Raw genomic sequence first — 17,057 nt, forward strand, 5'->3', positions numbered from 1 at the left:
GCTTATTGCTTTATACTTTAAATGTATAAAGCAAGTTGTTTACTTTTTGTGAGCCGGCAACTAATTCTGCGGCATCTTTAGCAACGTCAAAGCTCAACGCTAAGTTGTCGTTACTTACCTCTTTTATATTATCTACATTATTAGCAATATCATGGCTCACCATCTGCTGCTCCTCTGCAGCCGTTGATATACTGTTTGTAAGTAATGCTATTTCACTAATTTGATTGAATATACTATCGAGCTCATGGTGTGTTTGCTCGGTTGTTTGAACGCAGCTCTCTGCTTGAAGTCTTGTATTTTGCATTACCTTAGACCAATTAACTAACGTATCTTGGATATCCTTAATCGAGCTGTGAATTTGCCCTGTAGCAGTTTGCGTACGAGACGACAGTGCACGTACTTCATCGGCTACCACGGCGAAACCACGGCCATGCTCTGCAGCTCTTGCGGCTTCTATTGCTGCATTAAGTGCTAATAAATTGGTTTGCTCAGCAATGCCTTCAATCTCATTCATTACTTGGCCTATTTTATCCGCTTCTTGCGCGAGGTTATTTGCGGTATTAGCGGCGTGATCTACATGAGTAGCCAGCTCAGAGACCATTTTTTTGTTATCAACAATATGTTGTTTTATATCTGCGCAACTATGTTGAGTAGAGTTAACTTTATCGGCTGTATTTGTTGTACTAGTTGAAATATCACCAATCGTAGCGGTCATTTGCGCCATAGCGGTAGCGATTTGTTCAAGTTGTGTACTTTGTGCCTCAATCCCCTTTTCGGTGAGCGTCGATTTATCATCGAGGTTTTCAGCAATGTTATTAAAGGCATAGGTGGCATCTTTTACGCGCCCCAATACGGTTCTGAGCTTAGCAAGTAACATTTGCTCTTTATAGTCACTCACACTTAGCGGCGAGTTATCGCAAAAAACATAGCGCGAGATAGAGTCAGAATGCTGTTTATAGGCGTTTAATTTAGCAGGGGTTGCCACAAGCTCTTGATAATTTAAGGCTAAAATAAGCACGCAAATTAATACGTTGATAACTGCTGCCAAAATCGAAAAAGCAAATCCACTCATAATTACCCAACTAAATACAACAGCCAATGTAAGCATCTGGCGCAAGCTTGTGTGCTCTTTAAAATTAAAAGTGGCTTTACCGTTATTTAATTTCTCGTATAGTTTATGGGCTGTTAAAACATGTTTTTTATCTGGCTTTGTACGTACAGATTGATATCCAACTAATTGACTACCTTCAAAAATAGGTGTTACAAAAGCATCAACCCAGTAATACCGGCCATCCTTACAACGATTTTTGACTATCCCTCGCCATGAATGGCCACTTTTTAACGTACTCCACATTTCTTTAAATGCTGCTTTGGGCATATCAGGGTGGCGCACAATATTATGATTTTTACCAATGAGTTCCTGCTCACTAAAGCCTGCTACATCGCAAAATGCTTTATTTGAATAGGTAATAACTCCCCGTAAGTCGGTAGTAGAGACTAATTGTTGAGAATCACTAAAGTGGACTTCTTCATTTATTAAGCTTTGATTATGACGCATGTTAGTTTTAATCATCCTTTTTAATTAACTTGTTATTGTATTGGGTAAACTTAATGAGGTGAAGTAAAGGCAACGCACTGAATAATAATGTTACTAAAATTGCGACTTTTTATGATCTATATCAAATTTTGCGCTTAAAATATTAAGGCTTGTGAAGTCTAATCTAGTAATTAACGGTCTTTAGGCTTTAGTAAAGCGATTGTATAATAGTGTTAGCAGTGGCAAGATTAGCTAGCTGGTTGATGCTAATTGTATCGAGCGCATGCTCAATAGGGTAAATAGTTAACAATTTTGAAAAATTATATTGTTCTTAACAATTTAGTCTTGAGTATGGGCAATTAGCCCCCATAACCGTAAGATTAAGCCACGTGGCCGAGGAAGCATTTTTTGACTATACATGATTTATCTAGCGCGCTTAACGCGTTATCTACCACACCGCATCAGCAGGCAATTAAAGGGATCAAACGTGGCATTGAGCGAGAGTCGCTACGTATTAAAGGTAATGGTGCCATTTCCACTTTAGGGCATCCTAAAGGTGTAGGTAGTGCATTAACAAACGGGCACATTACTACTGACTTTTCAGAGTCATTACTTGAGTTTATTACCCCTGTTAGTGAATCTGCGACAGAAACTTTAGCACAATTAAAAGACCTTCAAAAATTTACACTTGAACACATGGGCGATGAGCTTTTATGGCCTATCAGTATGCCATGCTTTATTGAAGATCAAGATGATATAGTACTGGCTCAATTTGGTAGCTCAAATACCGCACGCATGAAAACGTTATACCGTGAAGGCTTAAAAAACCGTTACGGCAGTATGATGCAAGCAATTGCAGGTGTGCATTTTAATATTTCTTTCCCAGAGTCTTTTTGGCAGTCTTTACATACCCTAAAGCAAAGTGAGCAAAGCCTAGATGCATTTATTTCGGATGGTTATCTGGCGCTTATCCGTAATTTTAAGCGTGAGCTTTGGTTAATTAGCTACCTGTTTGGTGCCTCACCAGCCTTATGTAACTCTTTTTTACAAGGGCGAAAAACTGACTTACCATTTAAAAAACTAGGTAAAGGTACACTTTATTTAGAGGTAGGCACGGCACTTCGCTTGGGAGATTTAGGCTATACCAATAGCGCACAATCTTCATTACGCGTCATGTATAATTCGCTAGATGAGTACGTTGCTGGGCTTAAAGAGGCAATCAATACGCCTTCTGATTTATACGGTGATATTGATGATTACACCACGGCTACGCCTAAGCAACTTAACAAAAACATTCTTCAAATCGAAAACGAATTTTACTCGCCAATTCGCCCCAAACGTAATGCTAAAAGTGGTGAAAAACCAACGGATGCTTTATTAAGAGCCGGCATTGAATATGTTGAAATTAGAGCACTTGATGTAAATCCGTTTAGTGAAACCGGTATTGATATAGATCAAATACACTTTTTAGATGTCTTTTTGACGTACTGTTTATTAAAAGATTCGCCAGAAATGCTGTGGAAAGAGCAAGCCCGCAGCACAGAGAACTTAGATACAGTGGTTAATCAAGGACGTCAGTTAGGTGTTATGCTTAATGACAATAACCAACAGCGTACTTTGCAAAGTTGGGGGAAAGAGATTTTTGATCAATTAAGTGAAGTAGCTAAGTATATGGATAAGGCGTATGGGGTGACCTATTACAGCGAAACCATAGCAAAAATGGCTACCTGGGTTGATAACCCAATGCTGACTTTTTCGGGACGTTATGTATCTGAACTGGAAAATGCAGGTATAGATAATGGTGTGTTTGCTATTCAATTAGCTAATAAATATAAGCAAAGTCATGCAAAATCTAACTACAACGTATTTTCTAAGCAATGGCTTGAGCAACAAGTTGTTTCTTCAAATAAAGCGCGTGAAGAAATAGAGCGCGCCGATACGCTAAGCTTTACTGACTTTTTAGATGAATATTTTAATGCTAAAGCTGTTGTTTAAGCTTTTTTAAGCAAAAAAAACGCAGCCCAAGTGGGCTGCGTAAATATTCTTCAGGGATGAAACAATGCTATACTGCTGCATTCATATACTCAGACCCACACTTTTTTAAAAAGTTCAGTGAGATCGTATAAAAATGAAAAAAAATGCAATTATTTTATCTTTTGCCCTCTCTTTAGCAGGGTGTGCCACTGCGCCACCAAAGCAACCTAATGATCTTTGTAAAATTTTTGAAGAAAAGCCGGACTGGTACTTTGATGCAAAAGACGCACAAGAAAAGTGGGGTTCGCCTAAACATGTCCTTATGAGTATGATGTACCAAGAAAGCTCGTTTCGTCATGATGCTGCCCCTCCCATGGAATATTTTTTGTGGATTATCCCTACAGGGCGTGCCAGTGATGCTTACGGGTACTCACAAGCAAAAACCCCAACATGGTCTGATTATATTCGTGAAACGGGTAATAGCGGTGCTGATAGGGATGACTTTGATGATGCAATCGACTTTATGGCGTGGTTTGTTTATAAAACACATAAAGTAAATAAAATCTCTAAATGGGATGCTTATGCCCAATACTTAAATTATCACGAAGGGTGGGGCGGTTATAAACGCGGTACTTATAAAAAGAAAAAGTGGCTGATGAGTGTTGCCAATAAAGTTAAGCATCGGGCAAGTCGTTATGGTGCGCAGCTTAAACGGTGTGAAGACGAGCTAGATAAAGGTTGGTTTGAGCGACTGCTTTTTGGCTAACTACTTACCTTAAAAGCAAAAAAGGAGCCAAGGCTCCTTTTTTAACGCGCTATTTAAACTTATAACTTACGTTGATTAGGCTTAATTTTTACCTGTTTAATCATATTCTCTTTTACCTCTAACACTTCCACAGGGTAGCCGGCTATTTTAAGGCTTAAATTAGCATCTGGAATGTCTTCTAAGTATTCTACAATTAAACCGCTGAGTGTTTTAGGGCCATCAAGAGGAAATTCCCAGCCCATTTCTTTGTTAAGGTCGCGCACGTTAGCCCCGCCATCAACAAGGTAAGAGCCATCACTTTGTGTGGTTACCTCTTCACTGGGCGTACGTGTTTGTGTGGTCGTGAAATCGCCAACCACTTCTTCAAGAATATCTTCAAGGGTTACGAGACCTTGTATGTCGCCATATTCATCAACCACTATACCAATGCGCTCTTTCGATTGTTGGAACTTTAATAGCTGGGTATTTAGAGATGTTCCCTCGGGGATAAAGTAAATCTCACGGACCGCACGTAATAATGACGGTTTATCAAACTGCTCTTTGGTCAAAAGACGAAGAGCATCGCGCGAATGAATAAAACCGACGGCGTCATCGATATTATCGCGATAAAGTAATACACGGGTGTGCTGCGCATGAGTCAATTGACGGCTAATGATCTTCCAATCGTCGTTAATATCAATCGCTACTATTTCGTTACGCGGGATCATAATATCTTCAACGGTCACTTGTTCTAAGTCTAAAATAGACGTCAGCATGCTTTGGTGGCGAGCTGGAATCAATGCCCCCGATTCATTCAACACCGATTTTAGCTCTTCTTTGCTCATGCTATGTTCGTCAATTTGTTCAGCGCTAATGCCAAATAAACGTAACATTCCATTGGTCATCCAGTTAACAACAACCACAAAAGGGAATAGAATTTTAAGTAACCCTTTTAATACCACTGAGCTTGGAAAAGCGACTCTTTCAGGGTAGAGGGCAGCAAGGGTTTTAGGGGTCACTTCGGCAAAAATAAGCACAACGAGTGTAAGTACACCTGTGGCAATAGCGATACCTAAATCACCGTATAAACGAATACCTATAATAGTGGCAACTTGAGCTGCAGCAATATTTACAAGATTATTACCTATGAGGATCAAGCCAATGAGTCTATCAGGGCGACTCAGAAGTTTGTTGACGCGTTTGGCAGCGCGATGGTTTTCTTTAGCAAGGTGGCGCAGACGAATTCTGTTAATTGACATTATGCCCGTTTCAGAACCAGAAAAGTATGCAGAACATAAAATTAAAATACCGAGTATTATAAATAAGACACTCGTAGATATGCTGTCCAAAGAAGGATCCTTTTTTTATAAACCAATGCGTATTAAGCTAGAGTGAGCTGACAGAGTCAAGTTAAAACTTATTTAACACTACTTCTTGTACAAAACGGCTGCCAAAATAAGCAAGTGTGAGGATAAATGCGGCGACCATGATGGTAATAACCACAGGTTTACCTCGCCAGCCTTTTTTAATGTGACCAAGCGCAACAGTGATAAAAATAACCCATGCAACAAGTGATAAGACTGTTTTATGGATAAATTCTTTGGCGAACATGCCATCTAAAAATACAAATCCTGTCAGCAGTGCGAAGGTAAGGATAACCGTGCCTAAATTTAATAGTTGATAGAGCTGACGTTCCACCACCATTAAGGGCGGCAAATGGCTGTGCACAATTGCTAAATCTTTGCGCTTTAAACGTTTATCAATAAAGTAAAACTGCACGCCATATAAAGTGGCAATAATCAAAACGCAGTACGCTAATAATGACAGCGATATGTGTGCAATAAGCCCTATTTCAATACTTAAGCTTTGTAATAAAATGTGATGCGGAATAAACAAACTCGCAATGGTGAGTAAGGCTGCAAACCCATAAACGACCGGCAATAACAACGTAGCAGGGAACTTTAGCGAGACCGCAGTAACCGACACCACAATAACCCAACAGGTTAGCAGCGCTACATTCACAATACTCAAATCTTGCCCATCGGAGCGAAACACCGAATTAACCAACAACAGCATGTGCGCGAGTATTGCAACGGTACTTAAAATAACCGTTACCTTTTGGCTAGGGCCTTGTTGATGAAACAGGCGTGTTAACACATGAGACGTTGCTAACACATAAAATAAACTGGCAATAATAGTTAAACTAATAATTAGCATTATGCTTGGGCCACTTATAATTAGAGTCAAATAATTCTTGTTGTTATATACACATTGTATTTTATAGCAATGCAATTGCATAGACCTAAAAAAAGAAACTCAATAAGCTATGCTTCAATACTGTATTGTGCGCCCTCATTTACGGTATACTGTTTTTAATTGAAATTTAATACTATTGTGCCCATCTAATAAGTAAAATGCGAATAAGTATGAGCTTATTGGGTCAATATAAACGTCTTATCGGAACCGTTACATGTTTGAGAACCTCCAAGAACGATTAGGTAAAACCTTAAAAAATATTAGTGGCCGCGGCCGTTTAACAGAAGACAACATAAAAGATACGCTGCGTGAAGTACGTATGGCGTTTTTAGAAGCTGACGTTGCGTTGCCTGTTGTTCGCGAGTTTGTAAAGCAAGTCAAAGAACGTGCCGTAGGTGTTGAAGTAACTAAAAGCTTAAGCCCTGGCCAAGTATTTATAAAAATAGTACGCGAAGAGCTTGAAAAAGCGATGGGTGAGGCTAACGAAGAGCTTAGCCTAAATGCGCAGCCGCCAGCTGTTGTTATGATGGCGGGTCTTCAAGGTGCGGGTAAAACAACCAGTGTCGGTAAACTTGCTAAATTTTTAAAAGAGCGTAAGAAAAAGTCAGTACTAGTTGTGAGTGCTGATGTTTACCGCCCAGCGGCTATTAAGCAGCTTGAAACACTTGCCAGCGAAGTTGATGTAGATTTTTTCCCAAGTGATATTTCGCAAAAACCAGTCGATATAGCCAGCGCAGCTATTTCATATGCTAAAAAGAAATTTATAGACGTTGTTTTAGTTGATACCGCCGGCCGTTTGCACGTAGATAACGAAATGATGGGCGAAATTAAAGACCTTCATAAAGCAATCAACCCAATAGAAACATTATTTGTGGTGGATGCAATGACGGGTCAAGATGCGGCGAATACCGCTAAAGCATTCGACGAAGCGCTCCCTCTAACCGGTGTTATTTTAACTAAAACAGATGGTGATGCACGTGGTGGTGCTGCTTTATCTATTCGTCATATTACCGGCAAGCCCATTAAATTTATGGGTGTGGGCGAGCGTACAGATGCATTAGAGCCGTTCCATCCAGATCGTATCGCATCGCGTATTTTAGGCATGGGTGATGTACTTTCATTAATCGAAGAAGTCGAAATGAAAGTCGATAAAGAAAAAGCGGCTAAGGTCGCTGAAAAAGTATTTAAAGGCAACGGCTTTACCCTTGATGATTTTGCAGAGCAATTAAAGCAAATGAAAAATATGGGTGGCATGATGTCGATGCTAGATAAGCTGCCTGGTATGCAAAACTTACCCGATGCTGTAAAAGGCCAAATGGGTGACAAAACCTTCATTCAAATGGAAGCCATCATCAGCTCTATGACCAAACAAGAGCGTGCCCGCCCTGAGATTATTAAAGGCTCTCGTAAAAAGCGTATTGCAGCAGGCTCTGGTACACAGGTACAAGAGATAAATAAACTGCTAAAACAGTTTACGCAAATGCAAAAAATGATGAAAAAAATGAAAGGTAAAGGCGGCATGCAAAAAATGATGCGCGGCATGAAAGGCATGTTACCACCTGGAATGATGGGTGGCGGTGGCCCTAAATTTTAATGAAGCGCTATTAATACTCGCTATATAATGTATAACAAAAGGGCCAATCGGCCCTTTTTTGTTGAATAAATTATGCGCGTAGTGCATGCTAATCTATTAATTGTGGCTCAGATCATAGTTTAACCTACTAAAGTGGCTTTTTGCTTCACTTCTTACTTGCATTGTTGCTAAAAACTCGTACAATTCCCCAGCTCCCCATACTGGGGAGTAAATCTTATTAATGAAAACAGTCAATCTATTTAGAGGACGGTATGGTAACTATTCGTTTGCAACGTGGTGGCGCTAAAAAACGCCCTTTCTATCAAATTGTGGTTGCGGATAGCCGTTTCTCGCGTGACGGTCGCTTCATCGAGAAAGTTGGTTTCTTTAACCCAATTGCTTCAGGTCAAGAAGAAAAACTTCGTTTAGATTTACCTCGTGTTGATCACTGGGTAGGTCAGGGCGCAGGTCTTTCTGATCGTGTAGCTAAGTTAGTTAAAGACGCTCGTAAAGCGGCTTAATAGGCGTAAGTGTAACCATGAGTCAAGAGAACACCTCATCAATTATTGTCGTAGGAAAGCTCGGTGCCCCATATGGTATAAAGGGCTGGCTTAAGGTACATTCATTTACTGATGATCCCCAAGGGATCTTCGATTTCAGCCCGTGGTTGATAGGGCAACAAGGTAAATGGCAGACCTTAGAAGTGGTCGACTGGCGTCGCCACAACAAAGGCTTTATCGCTAAGATTGCGCAAGTAAACGACAGAGACGAAGCAATGGCTTATACCCATGCAGAAATATCTGTTGATTCAGCGCAATTACCAGAACTCCCGCAAGGTGAGTTTTATTGGCGAGATCTCATCGGAATGACGGTTGTAACTGATAAAGGTTATAACTTGGGCATTGTTGATGACCTGATGGAGACAGGATCAAATGACGTCTTGGTTGTGAAAGCAAACAAGAAAGATGCATTTGGTCAAGCTGAGCGTTTGATTCCTTTTTTAACTGATTCAGTGATTAAAGACATTAAACACGAAGCGAGAGAAATTACCGTAGACTGGGACCCTGGGTTTTAATGACTCAAACTAGTTCATTGTGGGTTGGGGTGATAAGCCTTTTCCCTGACATGTTTGATGCAATTACACACCAAGGTGTAACCGGTCGCGCAGTGAAAAATGGCTTAATTGACTTTAACTGCTGGAATCCACGTGATTATGCTTTAGATAAGCATAGAACCGTAGATGATCGTCCTTACGGGGGCGGCCCAGGTATGTTAATGATGGTTGAACCACTAAAACAAGCCATTCTTGACGCTAAAAAAGCGGCAGGTGATGGCGCAAAAGTAATTTATATGTCCCCACAAGGGCGCAAATTGGATCAGCAAGGGGCAAGCGAGCTCGCAAACTCTGAAAAGCTGATTTTAATTGCCGGTCGCTATGAAGGTATAGACGAGAGAATAATAGAGTCATACGTTGACGAAGAATGGTCAATTGGTGATTTTATTTTGAGTGGTGGTGAACTACCTGCCATGACATTAATTGACGCAGTAGCGCGATTAGTGCCTGGTGTGCTAGGGCATAACCAATCAGCAGAGCAAGACTCATTTTCGGATGGCTTGTTAGATTGCCCTCACTATACACGGCCAGAAACATTGGACGACAAACAGGTGCCCGCTGTATTACTCAGTGGAAACCACCAAGAGATAGCAAAGTGGCGGCTTAAGCAGTCATTAGGTAGAACTTGGCTACGACGTCCTGACTTGTTGCATAACCTAGCTCTGACTGAGGAGCAAGCGGTATTACTCGCACAATTTCAGCAAGAGTACCAAAAAGCTTGTGGCTAGAAGACAGTTACACCTAGGAAAGTGAGAAACATAATGGCAAAAGTAAACCAAAATATTATTAAAGCGCTTGAAGAAGAGCAGCTTAAAACAGACGTACCAGCATTCGGCGCTGGTGATACAGTAGTTGTACAGGTACGTGTAAAAGAAGGTAACAAAGAGCGTCTACAGGCCTTTGAAGGTGTTGTAATCGCTAAGCGTAATCGTGGTCTTCACTCAGCATTCACAGTTCGTAAAATTTCGAGCGGTGAAGGTGTTGAGCGTGTATTCCAAACGCACAGCCCTCTTATTGATAGCGTAACAGTTAAGCGTCGCGGTGCGGTTCGTCGTGCTAAGCTTTACTACCTACGTGAGCGTTCTGGTAAATCTGCACGTATTAGAGAAAAACTTAACTAATACGCGCTGTTTATCAACGCAAAGAAAACGGGTTGCAATCTTAGGATTGCAACCCGTTTTGGTTTCAAGTATTAAATAACATACTATTTCTTCACAAAAGCATCCCTCTGTATTAATACAAATTCGCATCGATACTTAATCATTTTGTGGGGCTCAACGTATCGCTTCCTACGTTAAAAAATTCTGACTTAGAACAACTAAATAGCGATTTTTTATCTAGTTATGAACACGTTTTTCCAGCCTCAAAATTAATCACTTAATTAAACGAATTGGTATGGGGAAATTTCACCCGCATTACTATATTAGCCTTTTCACTCATACTTGATCCTGTTAGTATTTAACGTATTGATTAGTTTACTTAAATGTAAACTTTAATTTACGAAATGAGTTGTTTATAGGTGGAATGAGAAACGTGGCTGAATTAAGTGATTTATCACAATTACGAGATGGCATAGATGAATGCGATGCGCAATTAGTTGCTTTACTTGCAAAGCGAAATGCAATTACCCAAAAAATTGGGGCTATTAAGCAGCAAAGTGGTGCTCCTCTGCATGCCCCTGAAAGAGAAGCTGCTTTGTTAGCTGCTCGTCGTGATGAAGCGATTAAGCAAGGAGTCAGCCCTGAACTAGTTGAAGACATATTAAGGCGCATGATGCGCGAAGCCTATCAAAACCAACAAGCTAAACTTGCTTGCGCAGCTCCTAATTTATCACCTATTGTGATTGTCGGTGGGCAAGGGGCTATGGGCCAGTTATTTGCTCAGCAGTTTATTCGTTCAGGTTATGAAGTTAAAATTTTAGATAAAGATCAGCAAAGCGAGGCTAAAGCCATTATAGCTGGCGCAAAGTTAGTGATGATCAGTGTGCCTATTAACGCACTTGAGACCGTGGTGGCTAAGCTACCTAAACTTGATGATGATTGTTTGCTTGTTGATATTACCTCTGTTAAGCAATCACCCATTAAGGCACTAAAGGCAGCACACTCTGGGCCCGTTGTTGGCTTACACCCTATGTTTGGCCCTGATATTTCTCACTGGGTTAAACAAACCGTTGTTGTGTGTGAAGGCCGCGCGCATGATGCGGCAAAAGGCTTACTACAGCAGTTGCAAGTATGGGGTTGCCAACTAGTTGAGCTAGATGCTAAAAAGCATGATGAAGCAATGCAAATAATACAAGTAATGCGCCACTTAACGACGTTTGTTTATGGGCAATTTTTAGCAAAGCAAAGCCATACGCTTGAGGAGCTAAGAAGTTGCTCATCTCCTATTTACCAGTTAGAGCTGATGATGGTAGGGCGCTTATTTGCGCAATCTCCTGAGCTATACTCAGATATAATGTTGGCCCAGTTTGATAATGTTGAGAGTTTATTAGCGCAGTATCAAGAGACCTTTTCACAAACTCTTGAAAAGTTAAAAGCGGGAGATAAAGGGGCACTCATCGATGCATTTGCTGATGCTAAAGCGTATTTTTCAGACTCTACTGCGCACTTTTTAACACAAAGCCGTAGTCTGCTAAATAAAGCAAATGACGCCAAGGTATTAGATTAATACCAATTCGCATTAATACTTAATCATTTTCAGGGGCTAAACGTGTCGCTATCTACGTTAAAAAATTCTCATTTACGACTGCATGGATGCAGAAGGTAGAGCAATGCAGGAGCAATTGCCGGGCACAACTAAATAGCGAATTTTTTGCCTTGCTATCAACACGTTTATCCATCCTCAAAATAGATCACTTAATTATGCGGATTGGTATAAAAGGGTTAAAAATGTGTAGTTACTTAGGCTATACGTTTAAAACATTTTAAATGAGCGATTAAAAAAGGGCCTATTTAGGCCCTTTTGGTATTAACGTATTAGGTTAGGTATTTACACTTACTGCTTGTAAAGATTCACTTTGGTAACAACCTAATACACGTACATATTGAGTATGTTCTTTAAGCTCTTCTAAGGCATGTTTTACTTGGTTATCGGCAAGGTTTGCCTCTAAGTCCACATAAAACACTTCTTCCCACGGGTTACCCGGTACAGGACGAGACTCGAGTTTAACTAAGTTTATTTGATGTTGTTTAAACACCATTAGCGCATCAGCCAATGAACCTGCTTGCTGTTTAGTTGCCATAATGAGGCTGGTTTTAGTGGGTATTTGTTTAGACACCTGCAGTGGCTTGCGTGCAACGACTATAAAGCGGCTGTGGTTTTCGCTTTGATTAGCTAGGTTTGACTTTATTACTTCAAGGCCCACATTTTTACCCGCCTGCGCTGAGCCAATAGCCGCACTATTTGGCGTGTTTAATGCTGACTGCAAGGCACTTGAGGTGGAATCACAGGTTTCATGTTGTAAGTCCCCCAGCCCTTGTAAAAAGCGACTGCACTGAGCAAATGGCTGAGGGTGAGCATAAATTTTGGTTAATTGGCTTAATTCAGTATCTGGGGTTGCAAGTAGGCAGTGCTCTACACTGTGGGTCACTTCACCAACAATTGATACTTGAGCGTGTTGTAATAAATCAAATACTTCGTTAATACTGCCCGAACTGGTGTTTTCTATTGGCAGTAATCCAAAATCTGCTTGGCCATTTTCTACTTTGCCTGTTATTTCGTCAAATGAGCTACAGCCAATTTCAATCAACTTGCCAGGGCGACGGCTAAAGTACTTATGACATGCTAGTTGACTGTAAGTACCTTGCCCACCTAAATAAGTAACACGATGTGTTTCACTTAGCGCATCTGGGTTAAGGTTTTTTTGCAGCATTGCTTGCTGATGTAAAACAGAGTCTTCTAAAATAGTCTGAAAAACGTTATTTACATAATACGCGTCAAGACCAAGCGATTTACCATAACCTATTAACTTTTCTAATAGGGCTAGTTCACGCGCTTCATCACGAATGGGTTTATTATTAGCAATTTTATACTCTACTACACCGTGGCTTATGCGGCGGCGTTTGGCTAATAACACTAATAAATCTGAATCTATTTCATTAATGTCGTGTCTGAGCGCGTTTAAAACGTCGTTGGTCATTTTGGTTTCCTCATTCCAAAAATAAGTTGCATCTGCGCAACTAAAACAAAAAAGCCTCCCTAGTGGGAGGCTTTGCTATTCGATTGATTTTATCTCACAAACAGGTCAGCCTCTTTTATAAAAAGAAGCTAAAAAAAGAAAAAAACGTGCAAGATAAGATAATTTTCATCCTGTTAATGTATGAGGTGTTACTGGCAAAGTCAACCAGCAAGCCCGTTTAAATAAACATGATGAAGAATTATCAGCTCCAGGCTAACTTTTAGATAAAATTCACAAATAGTTTATAAATATGAATAGGGATCTGGTATATTTCAGGTATTAGCTAAAAATAACAACAACTAAAATAATAAGGTTGGCCTGTGGTGTATAGACGCCCTCCATCGCGTTTTGGACTAAATTCTTTGAGTGTAAAGCTGTCATTGCTTATATCTGCAATTTGTTTAATTGCCGGTGTGTGCGCTGCCGCGCTGATGCTTAAATCTGAAGAGAAACAATTAGTTTTTGAAGAGCATGAAGTACTTAAAAGCTCTACTGAATTACTCATCAGGCAATTTGACGCATTAATTAAAACAAAGTCGGCTGTTGCCAAGCAAGCCAATAATGTTGTCTCAGAGCAGCTATTTAGCGAAAGCTCAGCAATTAATTTATCTAACAAAACCCAATTACAATTTAATAGTGACGGCACTATTCGCAGTGCATCAAGTGATGGCCTCTCAGCTGCATTTCTTCCTCAGCAGCATTACTCTCCTTTTTACAAGCGCTTATTCAATAACTCAGAGTCGTTATGGAAAATTATTTCACCAACCTTAATTCACGACTTTTTTAATTTTTATATGATCACCAAAGATGATTTCATCCGTGTTTCGCCTCCAAATTGGGCGTTAAACGCACCGCCTGAACTAAGGGGTTCTAATGGTGCAACATTTAAATATGTTCAAAGTGATTTAAATCCGAGCAGAGAGCCCGTTTGGTCTAAGGTTTATTACGATAAAGTGTGGCATAAATGGGTCATTAGTTTGCTCGTTCCTTTGTATGTAGACAATGAATTCTTAGGTGTGACGGGCAGCGATATTGATTTAAATACGTTGATTTCTTTTTTACCCGTTGGAGATAAAGAAAAGCATTTACTGGTATTTGATAAAAAAGGTCAGCTACTTGCACATCCGAGTCTTAATCCTGCGCTACAAGCAAGCTATGGCAGTAAAGATAAAACCATAACCACAAACGAATTTGTTAATCCGCAATTGCAAGCCATTATAAATGAAGCAATTACCATGAAATTACCAGAGTATGCTAATTCGTTTGTACAAAACGATGAAGCACACATTATTAATATTCGTAAAATTGACAAGTTAGACTGGTATATTGGGGTGTACAAAAAACGCTCATCAACGCTCTCAGCTCTGCAAGATTTAAAACTGAAATTTTTTGGCTTGTTTGTGCTTTATGCGGTACTGGTTGCCTTATTGTTACATCAAGCGCTGTATCAGCTAGTGCTTCGCAGAATACACACATTAGTGCATGCGGTTACTGGGTTTGGTAAAGGGCAATTATTAACTGAGTTCCCGCCTGAGAATAAAGATGAGATAGGTACACTGAACGGCTCGTTCAGAGATATGACCGTAGAAATTCGTAAGCTTATAGATGGGTTAAATCAGCGAATTACAGAAAAAGAAATCGCTGAAAAAGCCGCTAACAAACTCTCAAAGGCTGTTGCTTTCTCAGGGACTGGGGTAGTGATAACGGATGAAAATTTTGTGATTGAATATGTAAATCCCAAAATGCTTGAAATGACAGGCTACCCCGAAAGCCATTTTAATCGCGCCCCACTTTTGAATATTATTGCATCAGAGATGGCTATTTTAGTCGAAGACATCAATATCGACCTTCGCAGTAGAAATTACTGGCGGGGGGATACCTTGATTCAAGGTAATGATAAGCAGCCTATTTGGGTGTCTTTAAGTGTTTCTCCTATTCGCGAAGACGGCGGTGAGATCACCAGTTACGTAGCCTCCGCGCAAGATATTTCGTTTGTTAAAGAAAGCCAGCGAAAAATGGAGCAGCTTGCGTACTTTGACACGTTAACGGGCTTAGCAAACCGAACCTTTTTTAGAATGCAGTTGCGTAAATCAATGGCTTTGGCTGAGCGCGGCCATTATGCATTTGCCCTTTTTTACTTTGATTTAGATGAATTTAAGCGCATTAACGATACGTTAGGGCATGATGCGGGGGATCAGCTGTTAATTGAAGTGGCTAATCGTCTTAAAGCACGGTTACGCGCTGAAGATACTATTGCCCGTTTGGGTGGCGACGAATTTGCTGTTTTACTCAGCGGTATTGAAAGCCAAGAGCATGCTAGCGATGTGGCAAACACCATTCAAAAAACACTTAACGTGCCTATAAAGCTTGGCAATAACGAAGTGATAGTCAGCGCCAGTATTGGTATTACAATGGCCCCATACGATAGCCTAGAAGAGGATCAGCTTTTAAAGCATGCTGATTTAGCAATGTACGAGGCAAAAGCAAAAGGGCGTAATACTTACCATTTTTATAGTCAAGAGCTTAACGCAGCTGCCAATGAAAGGCTGTTCATTGAAAATGAATTACGCCATGCAATTAAAGAAAAACAGTTTGAGGTTTATTATCAGCCGCAAATTAATTCATTAACTCAACATGTAGTTGGTTATGAAGCGCTACTGCGTTGGTTCCACCCAATAGAAGGACTTATTTCACCGACTAAGTTCATTCCTATTGCTGAGGCAACAGGGCTTATTGTTGAGCTTGGTGAGTGGGTATTACAACAATCTTGCGAGTTTGCCGTGCGTTTAGCTAAAGAGGGTCGTGATAACAACGTATCGATTAATTTATCGGCACGGCAGTTTAAAGACGCTAATTTAGTCCCTATGTTAAGCAATATTATTAAGCAAACAGGTGTAAGCCCTAAACGACTTCACTTAGAGCTGACCGAAAGTATGTTAATGGGTAATGTTGAAGCGGCCATAACGCAGTTACACGAACTTAAAGCGTTAGGTATTTCAATTTCTATTGATGATTTCGGTACAGGTTATTCGTCACTAAGTTACTTAAAACGATTCCCGGTCGACATATTAAAAATTGACCGCTCGTTTGTAAAAGATATTCCAACCGACCCTAATGATATGGAAATAACCGCCGCTATTATAGCCATGGCGCAAAAACTTAAATTAGACGTAGTTGCAGAAGGGGTCGAAACCAAAGAGCAAATAGAGTTTTTGCAAAATAATAATTGTTATATTGTGCAGGGATTTTATTACAGCAAACCGGTTGCTGAGAAAGAGCTCTCAGCGTTGTACAAAAAATTAAATGATGAACCTAATAGTGTTAGTAGCAAATAAAAGGTTGCGGGTTTAACCACCCGCAATTTTTACTTTAAATTTAAGGGTTTCTAAAATCCCTTTTAATTTTTCGCGATCATCGCCTTGAACTTCAATAATGCCTTCTTTTACGGCGCCACCTTGGCCCATTTTACTTTTTATTGTTTTAGCTAGCTTTTTTAGATCGTGTGCTTTTGGGTCTATACCTACCACCAACATGACACCTTTTCCTTTACGGCCCTTCGTTTGGCGCTCTATGCGGATAAAGCCATCTTTAAATAGTTTTGCAGTGGGTTCTTGCTCAACCTTTGGTTGGCTAATTCGGCCCATGTCGGTGGAATATACTAAGCGGTCATCACTCATAATT

At 40.3% G+C, this 17,057-nt stretch carries 14 protein-coding genes; 9 read left to right on the forward strand and 5 right to left on the reverse strand.

Going from position 1 to position 17,057, the window contains the following annotated elements:
- Nucleotides 1-10: 10 nt before the first annotated feature.
- Entirely contained in the window at nt 11-1,558 is a 1,548-nt protein-coding gene (locus AN389_RS02545) for a methyl-accepting chemotaxis protein (RefSeq protein ID WP_055017179.1), read from the reverse strand.
- A gap of 387 nt (nt 1,559-1,945) precedes the next feature.
- Here AN389_RS02545 and gshA point away from each other — a divergent pair, with 387 nt between their 5' ends.
- Both gshA and AN389_RS02555 read left to right on the forward strand, forming a co-directional pair.
- Nucleotides 1,946-3,532 (forward strand): glutamate--cysteine ligase, encoded by a 1,587-nt coding sequence (gene gshA, locus AN389_RS02550; RefSeq protein ID WP_055019197.1) that lies wholly within the window; start codon nt 1,946-1,948, stop codon nt 3,530-3,532.
- A gap of 133 nt (nt 3,533-3,665) precedes the next feature.
- A complete protein-coding gene (locus AN389_RS02555) occupies nt 3,666-4,277 on the forward strand; it encodes a transglycosylase SLT domain-containing protein (RefSeq protein ID WP_055014039.1) in 612 nt (203 codons plus the stop codon).
- Between the two features lie 59 nt (nt 4,278-4,336).
- On the opposite strand, the gene AN389_RS02560 is transcribed toward AN389_RS02555, so the two are convergent.
- Together AN389_RS02560 and AN389_RS02565 are read right to left on the reverse strand one after the other, a co-directional pair.
- Nucleotides 4,337-5,605 carry an HlyC/CorC family transporter gene (locus AN389_RS02560; protein ID WP_138540798.1) on the reverse strand — a complete coding sequence of 423 codons (1,269 nt, stop codon included), beginning with the start codon at nt 5,603-5,605 and terminating at the stop codon, nt 4,337-4,339.
- A gap of 61 nt (nt 5,606-5,666) precedes the next feature.
- Nucleotides 5,667-6,473: an inner membrane protein YpjD gene (locus AN389_RS02565; RefSeq protein WP_055014038.1), complete on the reverse strand. Its 807-nt coding sequence runs from the start codon at nt 6,471-6,473 to the stop codon at nt 5,667-5,669.
- 253 nt (nt 6,474-6,726) lie between these two features.
- On the opposite strand from AN389_RS02565, the gene ffh reads away from it, so the two are divergent.
- From ffh to tyrA, 6 genes are all read left to right on the forward strand, one after another.
- Nucleotides 6,727-8,106: a signal recognition particle protein gene (ffh, locus tag AN389_RS02570; RefSeq protein ID WP_055017181.1), complete on the forward strand. Its 1,380-nt coding sequence runs from the start codon at nt 6,727-6,729 to the stop codon at nt 8,104-8,106.
- Between the two features lie 251 nt (nt 8,107-8,357).
- The gene (gene rpsP / locus AN389_RS02575; protein WP_055014036.1) at nt 8,358-8,606 is read left to right on the forward strand and encodes a 30S ribosomal protein S16; all 249 of its coding nucleotides are present in this window, start codon (nt 8,358-8,360) and stop codon (nt 8,604-8,606) included.
- A 17-nt stretch (nt 8,607-8,623) separates the two neighbouring features.
- The gene (rimM, locus tag AN389_RS02580) at nt 8,624-9,160 is read left to right on the forward strand and encodes a ribosome maturation factor RimM (protein WP_055014035.1); all 537 of its coding nucleotides are present in this window, start codon (nt 8,624-8,626) and stop codon (nt 9,158-9,160) included.
- Nucleotides 9,160-9,927: a tRNA (guanosine(37)-N1)-methyltransferase TrmD gene (gene trmD / locus AN389_RS02585; RefSeq protein ID WP_004587325.1), complete on the forward strand. Its 768-nt coding sequence runs from the start codon at nt 9,160-9,162 to the stop codon at nt 9,925-9,927. The genes rimM and trmD overlap by 1 nt, the downstream gene beginning before the upstream one ends.
- A 33-nt stretch (nt 9,928-9,960) precedes the next feature.
- Nucleotides 9,961-10,320 (forward strand): 50S ribosomal protein L19, encoded by a 360-nt coding sequence (rplS, locus tag AN389_RS02590; protein WP_004587324.1) that lies wholly within the window; start codon nt 9,961-9,963, stop codon nt 10,318-10,320.
- Nucleotides 10,321-10,732: 412 nt separating this feature from the next.
- A complete protein-coding gene (gene tyrA / locus AN389_RS02595; RefSeq protein WP_055019271.1) occupies nt 10,733-11,866 on the forward strand; it encodes a bifunctional chorismate mutase/prephenate dehydrogenase in 1,134 nt (377 codons plus the stop codon).
- Between the two features lie 313 nt (nt 11,867-12,179).
- Here tyrA and AN389_RS02600 read toward each other — a convergent pair whose 3' ends face one another.
- Nucleotides 12,180-13,337: a chorismate mutase gene (locus AN389_RS02600; RefSeq protein WP_055019198.1), complete on the reverse strand. Its 1,158-nt coding sequence runs from the start codon at nt 13,335-13,337 to the stop codon at nt 12,180-12,182.
- A 359-nt stretch (nt 13,338-13,696) separates the two neighbouring features.
- Here AN389_RS02600 and AN389_RS02605 point away from each other — a divergent pair, with 359 nt between their 5' ends.
- Nucleotides 13,697-16,711, forward strand: coding sequence for an EAL domain-containing protein (locus tag AN389_RS02605; protein ID WP_200911300.1), 3,015 nt, complete (start codon nt 13,697-13,699; stop codon nt 16,709-16,711).
- A 12-nt stretch (nt 16,712-16,723) separates the two neighbouring features.
- Here AN389_RS02605 and AN389_RS02610 read toward each other — a convergent pair whose 3' ends face one another.
- On the reverse strand, nt 16,724-17,053 hold the full coding sequence (locus AN389_RS02610; RefSeq protein WP_055014033.1) for a translation initiation factor: 330 nt from the start codon (nt 17,051-17,053) through the stop codon (nt 16,724-16,726).
- Nucleotides 17,054-17,057 lie beyond the last annotated feature (4 nt).

It is taken from the genome of Pseudoalteromonas sp. P1-7a (assembly GCF_001401855.1).
Classification (GTDB): Bacteria; Pseudomonadota; Gammaproteobacteria; order Enterobacterales; family Alteromonadaceae; genus Pseudoalteromonas.